This is a genomic window from Gilvimarinus agarilyticus, from assembly GCF_000832015.1.
In the GTDB taxonomy this organism is placed as follows: Bacteria; Pseudomonadota; Gammaproteobacteria; order Pseudomonadales; family Cellvibrionaceae; genus Gilvimarinus; species Gilvimarinus agarilyticus.
Genome location: NZ_JXCJ01000001.1, coordinates 2,655,475 through 2,676,514, shown reverse-complemented (window position 1 = coordinate 2,676,514; position 21,040 = coordinate 2,655,475). Strand labels below are relative to the sequence as shown.

19 protein-coding genes are annotated in these 21,040 nt (G+C 54.5%); 15 read left to right on the top strand and 4 right to left on the bottom strand.

Going from position 1 to position 21,040, the window contains the following annotated elements; all coding sequences use genetic code 11:
- The first annotated feature begins 52 nt into the window (after window positions 1-52).
- The 14 genes from flhA to SD69_RS11390 all read left to right on the top strand — a co-directional run bounded on the left by flhA (window position 53) and on the right by SD69_RS11390 (window position 14,543).
- Window positions 53-2,191 carry a flagellar biosynthesis protein FlhA gene (gene flhA, locus SD69_RS11455; RefSeq protein ID WP_232301250.1) on the top strand — a complete coding sequence of 713 codons (2,139 nt, stop codon included), beginning with the start codon at window positions 53-55 and terminating at the stop codon, window positions 2,189-2,191.
- Window positions 2,192-2,211: 20 nt separating this feature from the next.
- A complete protein-coding gene (gene flhF, locus SD69_RS11450; protein WP_041523324.1) occupies window positions 2,212-3,591 on the top strand; it encodes a flagellar biosynthesis protein FlhF in 1,380 nt (459 codons plus the stop codon).
- A gap of 78 nt (window positions 3,592-3,669) precedes the next feature.
- Window positions 3,670-4,497, top strand: a complete 828-nt coding sequence (locus tag SD69_RS11445; RefSeq protein ID WP_041523323.1) for a MinD/ParA family protein — start codon at window positions 3,670-3,672, stop codon at window positions 4,495-4,497.
- Window positions 4,498-4,500: 3 nt separating this feature from the next.
- Complete coding sequence (locus SD69_RS11440) at window positions 4,501-5,244, top strand: RNA polymerase sigma factor FliA (RefSeq protein WP_041523322.1); 744 nt, start codon at window positions 4,501-4,503, stop codon at window positions 5,242-5,244.
- A 153-nt stretch (window positions 5,245-5,397) separates the two neighbouring features.
- Entirely contained in the window at window positions 5,398-5,781 is a 384-nt protein-coding gene (gene cheY, locus SD69_RS11435; RefSeq protein WP_041523321.1) for a chemotaxis response regulator CheY, read from the top strand.
- Window positions 5,782-5,818: 37 nt separating this feature from the next.
- Complete coding sequence (locus SD69_RS11430) at window positions 5,819-6,613, top strand: protein phosphatase CheZ (protein WP_041523320.1); 795 nt, start codon at window positions 5,819-5,821, stop codon at window positions 6,611-6,613.
- Between the two features lie 11 nt (window positions 6,614-6,624).
- Window positions 6,625-8,910, top strand: a complete 2,286-nt coding sequence (locus SD69_RS11425; RefSeq protein WP_041523319.1) for a chemotaxis protein CheA — start codon at window positions 6,625-6,627, stop codon at window positions 8,908-8,910.
- A gap of 57 nt (window positions 8,911-8,967) precedes the next feature.
- Window positions 8,968-10,044, top strand: a complete 1,077-nt coding sequence (locus SD69_RS11420) for a protein-glutamate methylesterase/protein-glutamine glutaminase (RefSeq protein ID WP_041523318.1) — start codon at window positions 8,968-8,970, stop codon at window positions 10,042-10,044.
- Window positions 10,044-10,787: a flagellar motor protein gene (locus SD69_RS11415; protein WP_041523317.1), complete on the top strand. Its 744-nt coding sequence runs from the start codon at window positions 10,044-10,046 to the stop codon at window positions 10,785-10,787. Before SD69_RS11420 ends, SD69_RS11415 begins: the two co-directional genes overlap by 1 nt.
- An 8-nt stretch (window positions 10,788-10,795) precedes the next feature.
- Complete coding sequence (motD, locus tag SD69_RS11410; protein WP_041523316.1) at window positions 10,796-11,644, top strand: flagellar motor protein MotD; 849 nt, start codon at window positions 10,796-10,798, stop codon at window positions 11,642-11,644.
- A gap of 119 nt (window positions 11,645-11,763) precedes the next feature.
- Window positions 11,764-12,591: a ParA family protein gene (locus SD69_RS11405; RefSeq protein WP_041523315.1), complete on the top strand. Its 828-nt coding sequence runs from the start codon at window positions 11,764-11,766 to the stop codon at window positions 12,589-12,591.
- Window positions 12,588-13,460: a chemotaxis protein CheW gene (locus SD69_RS11400; protein WP_041523314.1), complete on the top strand. Its 873-nt coding sequence runs from the start codon at window positions 12,588-12,590 to the stop codon at window positions 13,458-13,460. The genes SD69_RS11405 and SD69_RS11400 overlap by 4 nt, the downstream gene beginning before the upstream one ends.
- A 192-nt stretch (window positions 13,461-13,652) precedes the next feature.
- Complete coding sequence (locus tag SD69_RS11395; RefSeq protein ID WP_041523313.1) at window positions 13,653-14,138, top strand: chemotaxis protein CheW; 486 nt, start codon at window positions 13,653-13,655, stop codon at window positions 14,136-14,138.
- A gap of 18 nt (window positions 14,139-14,156) precedes the next feature.
- Window positions 14,157-14,543 carry a DUF2802 domain-containing protein gene (locus SD69_RS11390; protein ID WP_052481104.1) on the top strand — a complete coding sequence of 129 codons (387 nt, stop codon included), beginning with the start codon at window positions 14,157-14,159 and terminating at the stop codon, window positions 14,541-14,543.
- Between the two features lie 58 nt (window positions 14,544-14,601).
- On the opposite strand, the gene SD69_RS11385 is transcribed toward SD69_RS11390, so the two are convergent.
- The 4 genes from SD69_RS11385 to SD69_RS11370 are packed head-to-tail and all read right to left on the bottom strand — an operon-like array spanning window position 14,602 to window position 18,199.
- A complete protein-coding gene (locus tag SD69_RS11385; RefSeq protein ID WP_041523312.1) occupies window positions 14,602-15,369 on the bottom strand; it encodes a YciK family oxidoreductase in 768 nt (255 codons plus the stop codon).
- A gap of 4 nt (window positions 15,370-15,373) precedes the next feature.
- On the bottom strand, window positions 15,374-16,072 hold the full coding sequence (locus SD69_RS11380; RefSeq protein WP_232301182.1) for an HAD family hydrolase: 699 nt from the start codon (window positions 16,070-16,072) through the stop codon (window positions 15,374-15,376).
- Window positions 16,073-16,109: 37 nt separating this feature from the next.
- Window positions 16,110-16,847 carry a bifunctional 2-polyprenyl-6-hydroxyphenol methylase/3-demethylubiquinol 3-O-methyltransferase UbiG gene (gene ubiG, locus SD69_RS11375; protein WP_052481103.1) on the bottom strand — a complete coding sequence of 246 codons (738 nt, stop codon included), beginning with the start codon at window positions 16,845-16,847 and terminating at the stop codon, window positions 16,110-16,112.
- Window positions 16,848-16,861: 14 nt separating this feature from the next.
- Complete coding sequence (locus SD69_RS11370) at window positions 16,862-18,199, bottom strand: TRZ/ATZ family hydrolase (protein ID WP_041523311.1); 1,338 nt, start codon at window positions 18,197-18,199, stop codon at window positions 16,862-16,864.
- 249 nt (window positions 18,200-18,448) lie between these two features.
- Here SD69_RS11370 and gyrA point away from each other — a divergent pair, with 249 nt between their 5' ends.
- On the top strand, window positions 18,449-21,034 hold the full coding sequence (gyrA, locus tag SD69_RS11365; protein ID WP_041523310.1) for a DNA gyrase subunit A: 2,586 nt from the start codon (window positions 18,449-18,451) through the stop codon (window positions 21,032-21,034).
- The last annotated feature ends 6 nt before the right edge of the window (window positions 21,035-21,040 follow it).

Genomic DNA, 21,040 nt, shown 5'->3' with positions numbered 1-21,040 from the left:
CGCACAATTTAATAAAGAAAACGGCAAAAATGCCTTGTTGCAGCTGCGCGGTATGGGGCAGGGCAATATAGGCATTCCCGTACTGTTAATCATGCTGCTCGGCATGATGATTCTCCCCGTGCCAGCTTTTATGTTGGACGCCTTTTTCTCGTTCAATATTGCCTTGTCCATTGTTGTTTTGCTGGTAGGCATCTACGCGATGCGGCCCTTGGATTTTGCGGCTTTCCCGACGATCTTGCTGGTGGCCACTCTCATGCGGCTGGCACTTAACGTAGCCTCAACCAGGGTAGTGCTGCTAAACGGCCATGAGGGGGGCGATGCCGCCGGTAAGGTTATTCAGGCGTTTGGTGAAGTGGTTATCGGTGGTAACTACGCTGTGGGTTTGGTGGTGTTTTTGATTTTAATGATCATTAACTTCGTCGTGGTGACCAAAGGTGCCGGTCGGATCTCTGAGGTGAGTGCCCGTTTTACTCTGGATGCGATGCCGGGTAAGCAGATGGCTATCGACGCGGACTTAAACGCCGGTTTAATCGATCAGGAAGAAGCGCGTAAACGGCGCGAAGATGTGGCCAGCGAGGCCGACTTTTACGGCGCGATGGATGGTGCCAGCAAGTTTGTGCGCGGCGATGCGATTGCCGGCATTTTGATTCTCGCGATTAATATCATTGGCGGTATCGGCATTGGCATGGTGCAGCACAGCCTGGAGTTTTCCGATGCTCTGGAGAAGTACGTTCTGCTGACCATTGGTGACGGTCTGGTGGCACAAATACCCTCGCTGTTATTGTCGACGGCCACTGCGATTTTGGTAACCCGGGTCAATAGCTCGCAAGATATGCGTGCACAGGTTATGACCCAGATGTTCGACTCGCCTAAAGCGTTGCTGATTGCCGCGGCGATTTTGTTCATTATGGGCGCAATTCCAGGTATGCCTCATGTGGCTTTTTTGGGCTTAGCCATCATTTGTGGTGCCCTGGCTTACTATATCCATTGGCGCAAAGGCCAGCCCGAGGCCATGGATGAAGATTACATCCCTAAAAATCAACAGCACCGCGGGCCCAATACACCGCAAAATTCCGCCGGGCAAGCGCAGATCGCCCAGCCACCCACGGCCTTGCCAGCCGGTGAGCCGGCAGTAGAGCTAAACTGGGATGACGTTCAGCCAGTGGACATTATTGGCCTGGAGGTAGGTTACCGCTTAATTCCGCTGGTCGATAAAAGCCAGGGCGGGGCGCTGCTTGGGCGAATTAAAGGGGTGCGTAAAAAGCTGTCTCAGGATATGGGCTTTTTGGTGCCTACTGTGCACATTCGCGACAATTTAGAGTTGGTGCCCAACGGCTACCGAATCACGCTTATGGGGGTTACCGCCGCCGAGGCTGAAATTCACCCCGACCGTGAGTTGGCGATCAACCCAGGGCAGGTGTTTGGCGATTTGGACGGTATTAAAACCCAGGACCCAGCCTTTGGCCTCGACGCCATCTGGATTGCAACCTCACAGAAAGAGCAGGCGCAAACGCTAGGCTACACCGTGGTGGACGCCAGCACCGTCGTGGCAACGCACCTCAATCAAATTTTGCAGCAGCACGTGCACGAACTGCTGGGCCATGAGGATGTGCAGCAGTTGCTGGATATGCTGGCTAAGTCTTCGCCTAAATTAGTCGAAGAGCTGGTGCCAAATACGCTTAGCCTTAATACCCTGCTCAAGGTGCTGCAAAATCTGTTGCGCGAGAAAGTCGCCATTCGCGATATGCGCTCTATCGCCGAAGCTTTGGCGGCTAATCCCGGTAAGAGTCAAGATCCCGCCGCTTTGACCGCGGCGGCCCGCGCCGCCTTGGGGCGGCAAATCGTCCAGAACATAGTAGGCACGGCGCCCAGCGTCCCGGTTGTCACCTTAAGTCCCGAGCTGGAACAGTTATTGCTGGGTACCGTCGTACAAGCACAAAAAGCTGGCGTTGAAGATGGCGCGTATGTCGAGCCGGCACTGGCCGAGAAACTTCAACGCTCGCTGCAAGAGGCAGCGCAAAAGCAAGAAATGGCAGGAAAATCGGCAGTATTATTAGTGGCCGCGCCACTGCGCCCGATGCTCGCGCGCTTTTGCCGCCACAGCTTACCGGATATGCCGGTGCTGGCGTACACAGAAATACCGGATAACAAACAGATTTCGATTGAGGCATCGGTGAACGCCGATCGCTGAGTGCGGGAAGAGGGTCAAACATGCAAGTAAAACGTTTTGTTGCGACAGATATGCGCCGCGCGCTAGAACTGGTGCGCCAAGAGTTGGGCTCAGACGCCATTATTTTGTCCAGCCGCCGAGTCCGGGAGGGCGTAGAGATTCTCACCAGTGCGGCGCAAACCAATGTTCCCGCTGCACCGCCTGAGGTGCCATTAGAGCCAGCCGGTGAAGCAACTGAGGCTTCTACGGCGGGGGTGTTTGCCGGTGTTGGGGGCGACAAAGCGGCCCTCAGTGCGCGTCAAATTCACGATGAAATTGCGCTGGCCAGTCGTCAGCGTACTGCCAGGCAACAAGCGGTAGAGTCGGCCGATGAGTTTCTTGGCAGTAATCAAGTGATCAATGCGGGTATCGCCCGCCGAGACACCTCTCGCGAAGAAACTCCTGCCAGCGCTCGCCCGCAATCGGCCGCTGAGCGTTACGGTTTACTCGAGCAGTCACCCGCCGTGAGCGTTAATGCTGCCAATGATCGCGATGAAATTGGTCAACTCCACGAAGAGATCGCCCAGATGCGCGAGCTGCTTGAGGAGCAACTCAGCCGCCTTGGTGCAACCCCCTCCGGGCCAAACAGCGCCCAAGTGAGCGGCCTAACACGCCGTTTTGAGCGTATGGGATTTAGCGCGGATATTTGCCAGCCATTGATGCAAGCGCCTTTTAAGAGCCGGGTTATGGGCAAAGCCTGGCCCGAAGCCATGGCGCGCTTAGCCAAGGCGGTGCCGGTTGTCGAGCAGGATTTAACGGCTAACGGCGGTGTATTTGCCCTAGTGGGCCCGACGGGCGCGGGCAAAACTACCACCATCGCCAAGCTCGCTGCGCGCTATGTTCTTGAGCATGGCGCCGATAAGGTTGCGCTAGTGACCACCGACACCCATCGTTTGGCCGGACACGATCAGCTGCGCTCACTTGCCGCTATTTTGCAGGTGCCCGTACGGGTGGTCGACGACAATAATTCACTGTCCAGTGTGTTGCGTTCGCTTCGTCGTTGCGATTTGGTGCTAATTGATACCCCCGGAATGCGCCACGGCGCGCCAGAGCTAAAACATCAAATGGCGCAACTGGCCGCGATTGGCAAAGTTAACAGTTTGCTGGTGCTGCCCGCTAACAGCCAAATGCAAATGCTGCAGGCATCGCGACACGCCTACAGCGCCGCTGGACTGACGGGTTGTATTTTGACCAAGCTGGATGAAACCTCGAGCCTCGGTGAGGCTCTCAGTTGCGCCATCGGCTCAGACTTGCCCATTGCCTATACAACCGATGGGCAAGATATACCGGCCGATATCGCGCCAGCACGTGGGCACCAAATGGTGGCTAAAGCGCTGCAGTTAGCGCAGCAAAACCAACAGAGTGTGCAAGCGCGCGGTTAGCGATTGTGCATAAGTATTTGTCACAAAAAGACCGCTGGTTTAACCGGTATGGTCTAGATTTATAAAGAGATTAATAACATGAGCCAAGCTCGCCCAGTGCAGGTCATCGCGGTAAGTGGTGGTAAAGGCGGTGTCGGAAAAAGCAATATATCGGTCAATCTCAGCCTGGCATTGGCGCAGTTGCGCCGTCGGGTCGTGTTGATGGATGCCGACCTCGGGTTGGCCAACGTCGACGTTCTGCTGGGGCTAACGCCCACTCACACCTTGGCTGACGTGTTGGCGGGAACCCACACATTATCCGAGGTGCTAGTGTCTGGCCCGGGTGGGATAAAAATTGTACCGGCCGCCTCGGGCTTGCAACGTATGGCACACCTGAGCGAGGCTGAGCACGCTGGGCTTATCACCGCCTTTAGCGAGTTAAGCCATCAATTGGATGTATTAATTATCGATACCGCAGCGGGTATTTCTGATGCGGTGGTGAGCTTTGCACGCGCCGCCAACGAGGTACTGGTCGTTGTCTGCGATGAGCCATCCTCCATCACCGATGCCTACGCGCTGATTAAGCTGTTAAACAAAGAGTACGACATACAGCGATTTCGGGTGGTGGCGAATATGACCCGCACCAGTACGGAAGGGCAACTCCTGTTTAACAAGCTCGCGGGGGTGTGTGAGCGCTTTTTGGATGTCGCCTTACAGTACGTTGGATCCGTGCCGTTTGACGAGTCCGTGCGCAAAGCGGTGCAGCGCCAGCAACCGCTAATTGAGTACGCGCCACACTCTAAAGCGGCGCAGGCTATTCGCTTATTGGCCGACAAAGTCGACAACTGGCCTTTGCCAGCAGGGCCTAGCGGGCGACTAGAGTTTTTTGTCGAGCGGCTGTTGCAGGTAACAGCCCCGGAGTATTAAACCATGAACGCGGCAAGTGGGTTAGCTATGTACACACAGACGAAAGAGCAGGGTAAGCAAATACGTGTGGAAGAATATGCGGACCTTGTCAAGCGTATTGCCCATCATATGATGGTCCGAATGCCAGCCAGCGTACAGTTGGACGACTTGATTCAGGCCGGCATGATCGGCTTGCTTGAGGCCTCCCAAAAGTATGATGGCACTAAGGGCGCTAGCTTCGAGACTTACGCCGGGATTCGTATCCGTGGGGCAATGGTCGATGAGATGCGCCGCGGCGATTGGGCCCCGCGCTCAGTACACCGTAACAGCCGGCGGGTGGCCGAGGCGATGAGCCGGGTAGAGGCGCGCGAAGGACGCGACGCCGAAGACGCCGAGGTGGCGGATGAGCTTGGCGTTGAGCTGGACGAGTACTACAGCATTTTAAATGATACTAACGCTAGCCGGTTGTTTAGCTACGAAGAGACCTTTGATGATGACGCCAGCGCGGTAGATCTCGCCTCAACCAGCGAATTTGCCAACCCCCAGGAAACTTTTACGGCTTCAAGCCTAAAGCAATCGCTCGCGCAGGCGATAACCCTATTACCAGAGCGAGAAAAGATGGTGTTGGCGCTCTATTATGACCAGGAGTTAAACCTTAAAGAGATTGGTCAAATATTAGGCGTTAGCGAATCGCGAGTTAGCCAAATTCACTCTCAGGCGGCTGCGCGGTTGCGTGCCAGGCTATCCGATTGGGGACGATTAGATTGACCAATGGGTAAAATCCCAGTAATTTCTCGGCTCGCAGAGGCTGGGCATAAACGCTTGCAGTAGGTAAGCATCGCTCACTCGGCGTACCATCGAACTGTATGTACTATCGAATTAGGGTTACACACACTCCCGCGCGGGTAGACGGAGGACGCATTGGATAAAAACATGAAGATTCTCATTGTCGATGACTTTTCGACAATGCGACGGATCATTAAAAACTTGTTGCGCGATTTAGGTTTCGCCAACACTCACGAGGCGGACGACGGTGTTACAGCCTTGCCGATGCTAAAAAGTGGTGGGTTTGACTTTTTAATCACCGACTGGAATATGCCGGGCATGAGCGGTATCGAGTTGCTGCGCGCCGTACGCGGTGATGAAAAACTCGGCTCTTTGCCGGTGTTAATGGTTACCGCCGAAGCCAAACGCGATCAGATTGTCGAAGCGGCTCAGGCGGGTGTTAACGGTTATGTGGTGAAACCTTTTACGGCCGCGGCCTTGAAAGAAAAGATTGAAAAAATCTTCGAACGTGTCGGTTAATTTACTGCCACGTCGTTGTCAACAATAAGGCACAGCGATGACTTCTGATATCCAGGAAAAGGACAATCAATTTTTTGTCAAAGAGATCAAAGAAAGTGCCGGTCTGCTGGTAGAAAAACTACAAGGCAACGACTTTGATGAAGCCTCCCGCCTCATCGAGTCAATCACCGAATCACGCAATCAGCATCTGTACCAGTCGGTTGGTCGTTTGACCCGTGGTTTACACAGTGCCATCGTCAACTTCAATGTAGAAGGTGACTTGGATGGCGAGCCTCCCTCCATCGAGTCGTCCGAAATTCGCGATGCATCCGATCGATTAAAGTACGTTATAGAGCTAACGCAAAAAGCCGCCGACAAAACCATGGATATGGTAGAGGAGGCCGCGCCTATTGCCATGAATTTGGGGCAGGAAGCAAAGTCCTTGCGCAGCGAGTGGGTGCGCTTAAAGGGCGGTGAAATGAGCGCCGATGAGTTCCGTGCTCTGTACTCACGAATGGACGATTTTTTAGTGCAGATGGACTCTGGTACCGAGCTTTTAGGGCGCAACCTGCAAGAGATTATCCTTGAACAGGGATTCCAGGATTTAACCGGCCAGGTACTAAAACGGGTGATGGGGCTCATTGCCGAGGTTGAGCAAGACCTGGTAAGCCTGGTGCGTATTGCCGGGCAAGTTGAAGAAATTACAGGTTTGCAAGTTGAAGCCGATAACGAAGGTAGAACACGTGTGGTCGATCGCTCGAGCGGCGAGGGCCCACAAATAGATACCAGTAAAAATGATGTGGTTTCCAGTCAAGATGATGTGGACGACTTGCTTTCCAGTCTCGGCTTTTGAGGGTTTCGTAAATGGGGTTTGGTGACGACGAGGAAATTCTCCAGGACTTTTTGGTTGAGGCCGGCGAAATACTTGAAAATCTCTCTGAGCAATTGGTGCAGCTTGAGCGCCAGCCGGATGACGCCGATCTACTGAATGCCATCTTCCGGGGCTTTCATACGGTTAAAGGCGGTGCCGGTTTTTTGCAGCTCAATGAAATGGTCGAGTGCTGTCACGTAACGGAAAACCTGTTTGATATCTTACGCAACGGAAAACGCTCGGTTACCCCGGAGCTAATGGATGTTGTGCTGCAAGCGCTCGATGTTATCAATCAGCAATTCGATAGCGTCTCACAAGGGCAGCCACTCAATGCGCCGGCCCCGGAGCTTATTGCAACGCTCGAGCGCCTGGTCGCCTGCGAAGATCTGAACCCTTCGAGTACTGCGGTTGAAGCCTCTAGGGAAACACCTGCCGCTGCCGCAGAAGCTACTGCAAGTGCGACGATTCGCGCTGGCAACGATATTACCGACGACGAATTTGAAAACCTTCTGGATGCCTTACAGGCCGAGCCCGGCCAAGGGGCGCCGGTTGTGCGCTCGCAATCCTCCGGCGATACGTCCTCAAGTTCAAATGGCGACGAAATGTCGGAAGATGAGTTTGATGCATTGTTGGATCAGCTACACGGTAAAGGGCAGGGGCCAGGTGTTGCCGCGCCAAGCGCTGGCGCTACCAGTTCGGCCACGACCAGCCCGGCTAGCGCTGATCAAATCAGTGACGATGAGTTTGAGGCGTTACTCGATGAGTTGCACGGCAAAGGTAAGGCGCCGGCAGTATCTACCCCTAACGTCGCGCAATCCTCAGGGCCAGCTACGCCTGCCGCAAATGGCGATGAAATCTCCGACGACGAATTTGAGGCGTTGCTCGATGAGTTGCACGGCAAGGGAAGGCCACCAGCGGTCGGAGCTAATGCTCCGGTTGCGGCCCCCACAGAAGAGCCGTCGGCTGACGTTGAGCCTAACGCAACAAAAGCATCCGAGCCTGTTGGCAATGCAATTCCCGCCACATCGGCCACGCCTGCGGCACAGCCAACCTTAAGCGCCGCGCCAAAACCTCAGGCACAAGAGTCTGGGGCTAAAGGTGCTGTGCAAGGTGAAACGACGGTGCGGGTTGATACTCAACGGCTCGACGAAATTATGAATATGGTGGGCGAGCTAGTTTTGGTACGCAACCGCCTGGTTCGGTTGGGTGATAGCGCTCAGGATGAAGCCTTAAGCAAAGCCGTCGCCAACCTCGATGTCGTCACCGCCGACTTACAAACGTCGGTAATGAAAACCCGAATGCAACCTATCAAAAAGGTGTTTGGGCGGTTTCCACGTGTGGTGCGAGACTTGGCGCGCAACCTTAAAAAAGACATTAACCTCGAGCTCGTCGGTGAAGAGACTGATCTTGATAAAAATCTGGTAGAAGCGTTGGCCGACCCCTTGGTTCACTTGGTGCGAAACTCCGTGGATCACGGCATTGAGTTGCCTGATGTGCGCGAAGCGAATGGAAAGCCGCGTCAGGGCAGCGTTATTCTGGCCGCCGAGCAGGAGGGCGACCACATCCTGTTATCGATTACCGATGACGGCGCGGGTATGGACCCGAATAAACTGCGAAAAATTGCAGTAGACAAAGGCCTGTTTGATGAGGATGCGGTGCAACGCTTGACCGATGCCGAAGCGTTTGATTTGATTTTTGCTCCCGGCTTTTCGACGAAAGTGGAAATCTCAGACGTATCTGGCCGCGGTGTCGGCATGGACGTGGTGAAAACCAAGATTAACCAGCTAAATGGTTCGATTGAAATTGATTCAACCATGGGCAAAGGCACTCGGATTAATATCAAAGTGCCATTGACGTTGGCCATTATGCCTACGTTGATGATAATGCTGGCTAATCAAACCTTTGCTCTGCCACTGGTGAGTGTCAACGAAATATTCCATATGAATTTGCGCAAATCTCATGTGGTTGACGGGCAGGAGTGTGTGGCTGTTCGTGATCAGGCGATTCCGATATTTTATTTAAAAAATTGGCTTATTAATGGGCAAAGGGTAGACGCCCGCTCTATGGAAGAAGGGCATGTGGTCATTGTCACCGTCGGTACCCGTCGCATCGGATTTGTGGTCGATCAGCTTATCGGTCAGGAAGAAGTGGTCATTAAACCCCTGGGTAAAATGCTACAGGGCACACCGGGCATGGCCGGTGCGACCATCACCGGTGATGGCACGATTGCCTTGATACTCGACGTGCCAAGCCTGCTGGCACATTATTCTAACTCGTAACGCCGCAGGCGTTATTCAGGCTCACAAGTTGCACAGCTAATTTAGTGGAGTACTCCCATGCCCGTACGGGTGTTAATCGTAGACGATTCCAATTTTTTTCAGAGTCGTCTTAAACAAATTATCGGTCAGCACCCAGGGCTTGAAGTGGTTGGTGTGGCGAGCAACGGCCAACAAGGCGTCAGCTTAGCCCGCTCGCTTAAGCCCGATGTGATTACCATGGATTTTGAAATGCCGGTGATGGACGGTGTCACTGCCGTGCGCGCGATTATGGCTGAGCGGCCGGTACCCATCCTGATGTTTTCGTCGCTCACCTATGAAGGGGCGCGAATCACCCTCGATGCGCTGGCGGCCGGCGCGGTGGACTTTCTACCAAAAGATTTTGCTGAGGTTTCGCGCAACTCTATCGTGCTAACGCAAAAGTTGCATGAACGGTTGCTTACTTTGGCGGCAGGCGCCCCCAGTAGTCCACAGCCTGTTGTAAAAGCGCCCGAACCCAAGCGCCCGCAGGATATTGATTTTACTCGTCAGCCAACTCCCGCTCAGCTTAAACCGCGCTCGCGCCCCAGTGGCGCGAAGCCCAGCCTGATTGTGGTAGGGGCGTCAACCGGGGGGCCGGTAGCCCTAATGGAGGTGTTGGCGAGTTTACCGGCCAACTACCCGGTGCCAATTTTGTTGGTACAGCACATGCCCGAAAATTTCACCCGGGCATTTGCCGAGCGCCTTAATAAACAGTGCGCCATTGCCGTACGTGAAGCCGTAGATGGCGATTTAATTAAGCCTGGGCTCGCCTTATTGGCACCCGGTGGCAAGCAGATGATGGTTGACCGTCGCGGCGTGGTTAAAATTTTACCCGATGACGAGCGGGTTAATTATAAGCCGAGCCTGGATATTACGTTTGGCGCGGCGGCTAACGCCTATTCCGATCGGGTCTTGGGAGTGGTTTTGACCGGCATGGGCTCGGATGGTTGTAAAGGMGCCGGGCTATTAAAGCAGCGCGGCGCGCAAATATGGTCGCAAGATAAAGACAGCTGCGTTATTTATGGCATGCCGATGGCGGTTGCGCGCGAAAATTTAACCGATCGGGTGTTAAGCCTAAAAGAGATCGGCCCTGCCTTGGCGGCCGAGGTGCGCTAGTGGATATTTTAAGTATTGTCGGCGTCTTGATGGGTTTTGCGGTCATTATCGGCGGCAACTTTATCGAAGGTGGCACCTTGTCATCGCTGGCGAACTTTCCGGCGGCTTTTATTGTGCTGGGCGGTACCGCAGGCGCCGCCATGCTGCAAACGCCTAAAGAATGTTTAATGCGCTCTTTGCGTATGATTCGTTGGGTGTTTCGCCCGCCAGAGTTTGATTACCGCGAAGGCGTAAATAAAATTACCGCCTGGTCACTGACGGCGCGTAAAGAAGGCTTGCTGGGTTTGGAGCGCTTGATCGACAGCGAAACTGACCCAATTGCGCAAAAAGCGCTGGCGTTACTGGTCGATGGCAATGAGCCCGACACCATTCGCCGGGTTATGGAGGGTGATTTGATTCTCGCCGAACAAAACCATCTCGACGCCGTTAAATTTTACGAGAGTATGGGGGGGTATGCGCCCACAGTAGGAATTCTTGGGGCGGTTATGGGGTTGATTCATGTGATGCGTAATTTGGCCGACCCCGAGCAGCTAGGTCCCGGTATTGCCGTAGCTTTTGTCGCGACCATTTATGGTGTGGCATTGGCTAATTTGTTTTTTTTACCAATCGCCAACAAATTACGGATGTGTGTTGACCGTGAAATACGTTATGGCGAAATGTTTATCGAAGGGGTGTTGGGTATCGCCAACGGTGAAAACCCCCGGGCGATCGAGGTTCGGCTAAGTGGTTATCTCGATAAGTAGGCCAGCTTATGCCTAGACGTCGGAACCGCGAGTTAAGCGTTAATCACGAGCGTTGGTTGGTGAGTTACGCCGATTTTATTACGTTGCTGTTTGCTTTTTTTGTCGTTATGTATTCCATCTCTCAGGTGAATGAAAGCAAGTATCGTGTACTCTCATCGACGCTGACCGATGCTTTTGACTCCCGGCCGCGAGCGCAGGGCACAGGCAAAGGGCAGGTGCCGCCCTTGCCGATACCGCCACCGGTGGCGTCCCCCGACAAAGGGAATTTGCCGGAGCTTGAGCAAGCGTTTAAAAACGAGTTCTCGGGACTGATCGATGAGCAATTTATGCAGGTCTCGAGTAACGAGATGTGGCTGCAAGTCGAGCTGCGAGACAGCATTTTGTTTTCATCGGGCAGCGCCGAGGTTAGCGAAACGGCCGGCGAGATATTCTCCCGGGTGGCGAAGATTATTGCCAAGGTTAATAACCCGGTGCAAATCGAGGGCTTTACCGATAATGTGCCGATCCAAACCGGGCGTTACCCCAGCAACTGGGAGCTGTCATCAGCTCGGGCCTCGGCACTCGTAAAGTGGCTTGTTGAAGATGGCATCGCACCCGTTAGGTTGGCGGCTGTGGGCTATGGCGAGTACCAGCCCGTAGCGTCAAATGATACAGAAGAGGGGCGTACTCAAAATCGCCGGGTAGCGATTATGATCGCGCGCGATCAGCGGGTGCGGCCTCAATCGGTGAAACCCGCGGCATCGGCACGCACGTCGGCGGATGCTGCGGCCACCACGGTTAAACCGGTTCGGTTGGATGACGGTGAGTTGCTCTATAGTAGCGATCCGGATTTACCGCGCCCCAATAGCGCTAACTAATCATGGCGGCGCCGTACCGCGCGCTAAGGCATGAACTTTGCTGAAGCTTTAATGAACCAAACCCGCTAACGTTACTTTGACGCTTAGCATTTGTTTTAACGTTAAATGAGAAACGTGTTGTGAAAGTCTGGACAGTGGCCAATCAAAAAGGTGGTGTGGGTAAAACCACCACCAGCGTTACGCTCGGGGGCTTGGCCGCTGAGCGTAAGCGCGTGCTGCTGCTCGACCTTGATCCGCATGGCTCCTTGACGAGTTACTTCCGTCAAGATCCCGACACGCTCACTCGCAGCGCCTACACGCTGTTTTCCGAGCGCGAACGCCTCGTCGAAGGTGCAGGCTTTGTAAAATCTCTGATTGTTTCCACCGACTATCGCAACTTGGATATTCTACCAGCGGCAACGTCACTGGCGACACTCGAGCGACGGGCGTTAGGCCCCGATGGCTTAGGTTTAGTGATAAAGCGCGCTCTGGCTCTGTTAGTGGACGACTACGACTTGGTCATTATTGATACGCCTCCCTTACTTGGCGTGTTAATGGTCAATGCACTGGCCGCCTGTGATGAATTATTGATACCCGTACAAACCGAGTTTCTCGCCCTAAAGGGCCTTGAGCGAATGGTGAATACCTTAAATATGATGGCAAAATCCCGGCGCCAGGGCCTTGATTATACGATTATACCCGCCTTGTTTGATCGCCGTACTCAGGCGTCGGTGGGTAGCATGCGCACCATTCGGTTTGATCATCCCGAGCATACCTGGGCGGGTAAGATCCCAGTGGACACCAAGCTGCGCGATGCCAGTAAGGCCGGTGTGCCGCCAAGTTTGTACGAGCCTGAAAGCCGTGGGGTAGAGGCTTATCGGTCGCTTTACAAATGGCTGTGCAAGCGTGAGCAAACGGGCACCGCTACCGAAAGCGCGCAAACTACCTTAGCCGGGGGTGGCCTGTGAGTAGCGCTAATGTTAATGAGCTTTTACAAGGTTACTTTGATGAGTTGTTAAGCGAAGGTCCGGCCTCAAGCGAGCCGCTCGAGCGAGAATCGCAGAAGAGCAAGCCTGAATTAACCACGCCTGAAACGGCTCGAGACAACATACCCCCTGCTACGGTAGTGGCCGAAGCTCTAGAGGGTAAGGCCCGTCGCGATCAGTTGCAGCAATTGCTTTACAGTGCGCGGGCATCTTTAACACAGCATATGTCTGAGCCTGAGGTGCTCGTGCCGCCCACGGCACCGGTTGCACCAGTACCTGATGAGGTTGTGTCAAAAACCGCCGTTACTGAACAAACCGCAACCGAGGTCTCGGCACCCGAGCCAGAGTCTCAGTCAGTGCTCGACCAAGCGCTACAGTGGCACGCTAATGGCCGTCCTGTCTGGGCGCAAGAGTCCTTCGAAGTGCTACTGTTTACGGTCAGTGGTCTAACCTTGGCGGTGCCCTTAATTGCCCTGGGGCAAATTCAGCCATTAACCGATGAGTTGACGCCGCTGTTTGGTCAAGCGGACTGGTTTATGGGGTTACAGCCGACACCTTCCGGCAAGGTGCGTACGGTGAATACCGCCAAATTCGTTATGCCGGAGCGCTATGATCCGGCGTTTGTCGAGTCAGCCCAATATGTGGTGTCTATCAGTGGTGTGCCCTGGGGGCTCGCGGTTGATAACGTTGAGCAGCCTATGCGCCTTGAGCCCGAGGATGTTAAATGGCGCAGCTCACGATCAAAAAGACCATGGCTGGCCGGTACCGTTAAAGATCATATGTGCGCGTTGCTGGACATCCCTATGATGGGGAAACTTTTGACCGACGCTGACCGCAATAGCCGAAAATAAAAGCTCTTGCTGGGGGTGTCCAGTTTAATAACTCAAACTTTGGCTAGGTTTTGGCTTACACTGAAGAAAATACATTCGCGGCCGATAACCCAATACACACAGTGGCTGACGCAGCCTCTGATAACGGGTAAATTGGTGCGAATGAGGCAGGACCTTATATTAGTGCCTAACAATATTGTGCGAGGATAAAGCATGGCAAATAATGCCAACCAACACCAAAACGCTGACGATGCCATACTGCAGTGGGTAACCTTTCGCCTCGACGGGGAAACCTACGGCATTAATGTTATGCAGGTGCAAGAGGTGCTGCGCTACTCGGAGATCGCCCCGGTGCCGGGTGCGCCCGCTTATGTGCTTGGGATTATCAACTTGCGCGGTAATGTGGTGACGGTTATCGACACGCGCCACCGCTTTGCGTTACCGGCCGGGGAACTGACGGATAACACCCGAATTGTGATTATCGAAACCGACAGTCACGTTATCGGCATTCTGGTCGATAGCGTTGCAGAGGTCGTTTACCTGCGCCAATCTGAAATTGAAATGGCCCCCAACGTCGGCAACGAAGAGAGTGCCAAATTTATTCAGGGCGTTTGCCATAAAAACGACGAATTGCTGATTTTGATCGAGCTGAACAAGCTGCTCACCAATGAAGAGTGGGCCGAGCTCGATGATATTTAATCGGTTGCAGGGCTGATTATGAGTGCATGGCCTGACGACTCTATGGCCTTACTGGCTGCGCTGGCAGTTGCTGTGGCATTAATCGCCTTAGCGGTGGCTATCATGGCTATCCGCCAAGGGAAGCGAGCTCACCAACAAAATCGTCAGGCACTTGAAAAGCTAGAGCGTGAGCTGGCGCTGCTGCAAAGCGGCGCGGTCGGTATGGGGCAGCGTATACTGGCGATGGAATCGCGTAAAAATACCACGGTTGATACCTCAGGCGGCGACAGTCGACTAAAGCCTTACTCTGAGGCGAGCCATTTATTGTCCCTTGGGGTCGATCGCGATGAGGTGGCTAATCGATGCGGTTTATCCCGCGCCGAGGCCTCACTACTGGATGCTTTACGCCATAAAAAGCAACCCTAGTTGGCCAGGCCATCGGGGTTTAGCAGTTAGGGCCCCTTAGGTGGGGCCTTTTGCGTTTTTATTGGGCGTTGAATAGCTGCCCAGTAGTGTCAATGCTGTCGCGCCCCATCAAATACAAATACAGCGGCATTAACGCCTCTGGGGTTTTAAGCTCGCTGGGGTTCTCGGCAGGGTAAGCGGCCGCGCGCATGGCTGTGCGAGTGGCACCGGGGTTAATGCTGTTGGCGCGAATTCCCGTTACTCCCTCGAGCTCATCGGCCAGTGTCTGCATGATATTTTCTTGCGCCGCTTTGCTGGCGGCGTAGGCTCCCCAGTAAGCGCGTCCTTGGCGGCCAACACTCGATCCGGTAAAAATGATTGAGGCGTGCTCGGGCTTTTCGAGCAGCGGCAACAGAGCCTGAGTCATCATAAACGGAGCGTTGACATTGACTTGCATCAGGCGCTGCCAGGTGTCGGCGGCGTAGTCACGGATAGCGGTACGATCCCCTAACTCTGAGGCGTTATGCAGTATGCCGTCGAGCCGGCCAAACTCGTCATTGAGCGTGTCACACATATCGCGGTAGTCCTTCTCTACCGCACCTTCAAGATTCATTGGGTATATGGCGGGCTGCTTGTGTCCGGCGGCCTCAATGGCATCGTATACCTGCTCGAGCTTGCTCATAGTACGGCCAAGCAACACCACAGTGGCCCCGTGGGCGGCGTATGTCTCGGCGGCGGTGCGGCCAATACCGTCACCCGCGCCGGTGACTAAAATAATTTTGTCGGCCAGTAAGCCGCTGTTGGGCTGGTAGCCGCTGGGTAAGGTACTAACGGGCGGTTGCTGCATGGGGTTAACCTGCTGTTTGTCGTTCTTGAATAATCTGGGCAATTAACGGCGCCAACTCGAGGCTGTGGCTGACGGTATGGTCCGCCAGCCATTGGTATGGGTCATCGCCGTCGGCCACATAACCGTAGCCACAGCCGACGGTGATGGCGCCGGCGCGCCGGCCGCACTCGATATCACGAATGTGGTCGCCCAAATAAATGATTTGGCTCGGCTCGCACTCAAAGTGGCGCGCAGCCAGTAATAGTGACTCCGGGTCTGGTTTGCGGTGGGTGACATTGTCGGGGCAGATGACGATGTCAGGCTCGGGCTTAAGCGCCATTCGTTCAAGTAGTGCCTGTGTGTATAGCTCTGGTTTATTGGTGGCAATACCCCAATCTATGCCGCTGCGTTTTAGGTCGTGCAATAGTTCAATAATGCCGCTAAAGGGCTGGGTGTAAACGGCAATATGTTGCATATAAAGCTCGAGTAAGCGCTCGCGCAACTCCTCGAAGCCGGGTTCACCTTCCTGGCAGTTAAAGCCAAGCTCCACCAGGGCGCGTGCGCCATTGGATACGGTACGACGAATGACCTCATCGGGCAGTGAGTCGAGTTTATGTTCTCGGCGCAGCTTGTTCAGTACCACAATAAAGTCGCCAGCGGTATCAAGTAGTGTGCCGTCCAAATCAAATACGACGGCGCGGATCGGTAGCGGGGTAGGGCTCACGGTATCTCCAGGGCAGTGTACAGGCACGCGCGTATTATTAAACCTTAGTGGTACGCACAATATAGTTGACGTCGACATCCCGGGGGGCGAGCGAAAAGCGCTTGCTCAGTGGGTTGTAACGGATTCCGGAGATATCTTCCAGGTCTAAATTCGCGCGGCGCGCATAGCTGGCCAGCTCCGAGGGCCGAATAAATTTTTGGTAATCGTGCGTCCCCTTGGGTAACAACCCCAACAGGTATTCGGCACCGACCACGGCAAGCCCCCACGCTTTAGGCGTACGGTTGATGGTGGAGAAGTATACGCTGCCGCCGGGTTTTACCAAGGTGGCACACGCGGCTATTACCGAGGCCGGGTCGGGTACGTGCTCCAGCATCTCAAGACACGTGACGATATCGTAGCGGCCGGGCTGCTCGGCGGCTAATTGCTCAGCAGTGCATTGTTGATAGTGAATTTGCAGGGCACCTTCAGCGGCGTGGGCTCGGGCTACGCTCAGTGGCGCCTCGCCCATATCAATGCCTGTGACCTTGGCGCCGCGCTGGGCCAGCGCCTCGGCTAAAATTCCGCCACCGCAACCGACGTCTAACACTTCGCGCTCGGCCACCGGCGAATGTTGGTCAATGTAGTTGGCGCGCAGTGGGTTCATGCCGTGCAGCGGCTCAAACTCGCCGTCTAGGTCCCACCATTTATCGGCCAGTTGCTCAAACTTGGCGATCTCGGCCTCATCCGCGTTAAGCGGGCTTTGCCCTTGGCTGGCCTCGGTTGTGTATTGCGTCATAGTGGCTCCAATAGTCAGCTTGGCTTAGCGGGTTGGCGGACTTTCTTCGCCCAGTGGCGGGCTTTGGCGGCAATGTCCCGCTCGTTGAGTGTTTGTAAGTGTCCGGATAATAATAGCGCCTTACCAGCGACCCACAAATGCGACGCTTTAACCGCACGGTTGTTGTATACCAATGTGGCAACAATGTCGTAATTGGGTTCGGCGCACAGCTCATCCAGCTCAAAGGCGACAATGTCGGCGGCTTTGCCGGGCTCGAGAGAGCCGGCAATGTCATCAATGCCCAGTGCCCGGGCACCATTGAGCGTGGCCATTTGTAAGGCTTGATGGGCGCTGAGTGCGCTGGCATCACCGGCAACGGCTTTCGCCAGCAGGGCGGCGGTGTGGAGCTCGCCCAGCATCGACAAGTCGTTGTTGCTGGCCGCACCATCGGTGCCAAGGGCTACGTTAACGCCGGCTGCCGTGAGCTTGGCAACCGGACTAAAACCACTGGCGAGTTTGAGGTTAGATTCGGGGCAGTGAATCACGTGGCTACCGCTGCCGGCTAAAGCCTCGATGTCACTGTCGTCAACCTGTGTCATGTGTACGCATTGCGCCAGTGGCGACAGAATCCCCAACTCGTGTAGTCGCTCTATCGGTCGTTTGCCATGCTGCTCGAGCGAATCGGCGACTTCTTTTGCGCTCTCGTGCAGATGAATATGAATGGGCGCTTCTAGCTCTTGGGCCAGTACGGCGATTCGTTTCAGTGGCTCATCTGACACTGTGTAGGGCGCATGGGGGCCAAAGGCGATACGAATCAGGTCGTCGGCTCGGTATTCGTCGTGTAATGCCAAGCCTTTATTGATGTAGTCATCCGGCCCTTCGCCCCAATTGGTGGCAAAATCCAATACCGGGAAAGCAATTTGCGCCCGCATATGAGCGCGGCGCGTCACCTGAGCCGCCTGTTCAGGGTAAAAGTACATGTCGGCAAAGCAACTGGTGCCCGATTTAATCATTTCGGCAAGCGCGAGCTCTGTGCCGTCGCGCACAAACTCCCCGTCCACCAGACGCGCTTCGGCGGGCCAGATGTGATCATTTAGCCAGGTGTCGAGAGGGTGGTCATCGGCGAAACCGCGCAGCAGAGACATAGCCGCGTGGCCGTGGGTATTGATCAGCCCTGGCATCAGCACATGGCGCTCTAGGCTGACGGTTTGCTCGGCGCGATAGCGTTTTTCGGCTTCGGCGATAGGCAGTATTGCCTCGATCTGTTGGCCATTGATGACAAGGGCGCAGTCTTCGTATACGCGCCCCGCGGGAACGATCGGCACGATCCAGCGGGCTTTGATCATTAACCGAATAACTTGCTGGTTGGGCATAGTGGCTCCTGAACGACGGCAACTTCCTGACCGGCCTGTGGGGGCGGTCGGCGCGAGTATAACGCAAACGCGGGTTTTGGCGTGAGGCCTGGAGGCGATTATGTGGCAGCCGTAGGCACCTATACGGCTGATTTTATGGTAATATTGCGCCTTTTACGTCCGCGTGAAGCACTCTCGCGGGGGATATGTGTGTCGCGGGCGCCACCCCGGCTCTGACAGCAGTCAACACAATAAGGAAAGCGTTAATCCATGGGCGATTTAGCGAAAGAAGTATTACCCGTCAGTATTGAAGATGAGCTGAAGCAATCTTATCTAGACTACGCCATGAGTGTGATCGTGGGGCGAGCGCTCCCCGATGCGCGAGATGGCCTAAAACCTGTTCACCGGCGCGTATTGTTCGCCATGAACGAGCTGAATAACGATTGGAACAAAGCCTATAAAAAATCGGCCCGTGTGGTCGGTGATGTGATTGGTAAATATCACCCCCATGGTGACTCGGCGGTGTACGACACAATCGTTCGTATGGCGCAGCCATTTTCGCTACGCTACATGCTGGTCGACGGTCAGGGTAACTTCGGTTCGGTCGACGGCGATAACGCCGCGGCGATGCGTTATACCGAAATCCGCATGGCTAAAATTTCCCACGAGCTGCTCGCCGACCTCGATAAAGAAACCGTCGATTTTATTCCCAACTACGACGGCACCGAGCAAATCCCCGATGTATTACCTACCCGTGTGCCCAACCTGTTGGTGAACGGCTCCTCTGGCATCGCCGTAGGTATGGCGACCAATATTCCGCCACATAACTTAACCGAAGTTGTGAAAGGGTGCCTGGCGTTAATTGATAATGAAGACATTAGCGTTGATGAGCTAATGGAAATCATCCCCGGGCCAGACTTCCCCACGGGAGCGATCATCAATGGCCGCGCGGGTATTTTGCAGGCCTATCGCACCGGGCGCGGGCGTATTTATATCCGGGCTAAAGCCGAGGTCGAGGTCAATAACAAAACTGGCCGCGAAACCATCATCATTCACGAAATTCCTTATCAGCTTAATAAAGCGCGTTTAATCGAGCGTATTGCCGAGCTGGTTAAAGAGAAAAAAATCGAAGGCATTAGTGAGTTGCGTGACGAGTCGGATAAAGACGGTTTGCGCATTGTTATTGAGGTTAAGCGCAATGAGTCGGGCGAGGTATTGCTCAATAACCTCTACAGCCAAACTCAGCTGCAAAATGTATTTGGTATCAACATTGTGGCGCTGGTTGATGGCCAGCCCAAAGTGCTTAATCTTAAAGAGCTGCTCGAGGCGTTTGTACGTCATCGCCGTGAGGTGGTAACGCGCCGTACCGTGTACTTGTTGCGCAAAGCGCGTGAGCGCGGCCACACGCTGGAAGGTTTGGCAGTAGCGATTGCCAATATCGATGAGGTAATTGAGCTGATTAAAAGCTCGCCATCACCGGCTGAGGCCAAAGAGGGCTTAATCGCCCGCGGCTGGGATGCCGCCGAGATGGCTCCGTTCTTAGAGCGCGCCGGCGAAGATGCCTGCCGCCCGGAAGATTTGCCCGAGACCTTTGGTTTGCGCGACGGAAAATACTACCTGTCGCCCGCTCAAGCTCAGGCCATTTTGGAGCTGCGCCTGCACCGCTTGACCGGCATGGAGCACGACAAACTGCTGGCAGAGTACAACGAAAAGCTTTTGCAAATTGCCGAGTATTTGGAAATTTTAGGTAACTTCACGCGTTTGATGGAAGTCATCCGCGAAGAGCTGGAGCTTATTGTCAAAGACTACGGCGATGAGCGTCGTACCGAAATTATGGCCTCGACGCTGGATCTGACCGAAGAAGATTTAATTAATGAAGAGCAGCGCGTCGTTACGCTCTCTCACGGTGGGTACGCCAAGAGCCAGCCGCTTGCGGATTACCAGGCGCAAAAGCGCGGTGGTATGGGTAAATCGGCGACGGCCGTTAAAGACGAAGACTTTGTTGAGCACCTGTTGATTGCCAGTACCCACGACACGATTTTGTGTTTTACCAGCGCGGGTAAAGTCTATTGGCTGAAGGTATACCAAATTCCGGTAGCCGGTCGTCAGTCACGGGGGCGTCCGGTGGTGAACCTTATGCCGCTGGAAGAGGGCGAACGCGTTACCTCTATTTTGCCCGTCAAAGAATTTGATGCCGATCACTTTGTGTTTATGGCAACTCAAAACGGCACAGTTAAAAAGACGCCGCTGGATCAGTTCTCACGTCCGCGCAGTGTAGGCTTGCGTGCAATCGCGTTGGATGAAGGCGATAGCCTGGTGTACACCGCGATTACTAATGGCGAGCGCGACATTATTTTGTTTGCCTCTAACGGTAAAGCGGCACGCTTTAATGAATCTGCCGTGCGCAGTATGGGGCGCATCAGTCGCGGTGTGCGCGGTATTCGAATGGCCGAAGAAAACTCTGTAATCGGCATGGTAGTGCCGGTCGAGGATGGCAAAGTGCTTACCGTAAGTGAAAATGGTTATGGTAAACGTACGGATGTTGAAGAGTTTCCGGCTAAAGGCCGCGGCGGCCAAGGTGTTATCGCCATGACGGCCAGTGATCGCAACGGTGCCCTAGTGGGGGCGGTGCAGGTACTCGACGGCGAAGAGCTGATGCTGATCTCCGATCAGGGCACGTTAGTGCGGACCCGGGTTGATGAAGTGTCAGTGTTGAGCCGTAATACTCAGGGTGTGCGCCTGATTAAACTGCGTGACGGCGAGCATATGAGTGGCCTTGCGCGCATTGAAGAAACAGAAGACGACGATATTGAAGCGCTGGGTGATGCATCGGGCGAATCGGCTACTGAGGAATAGGGCGCT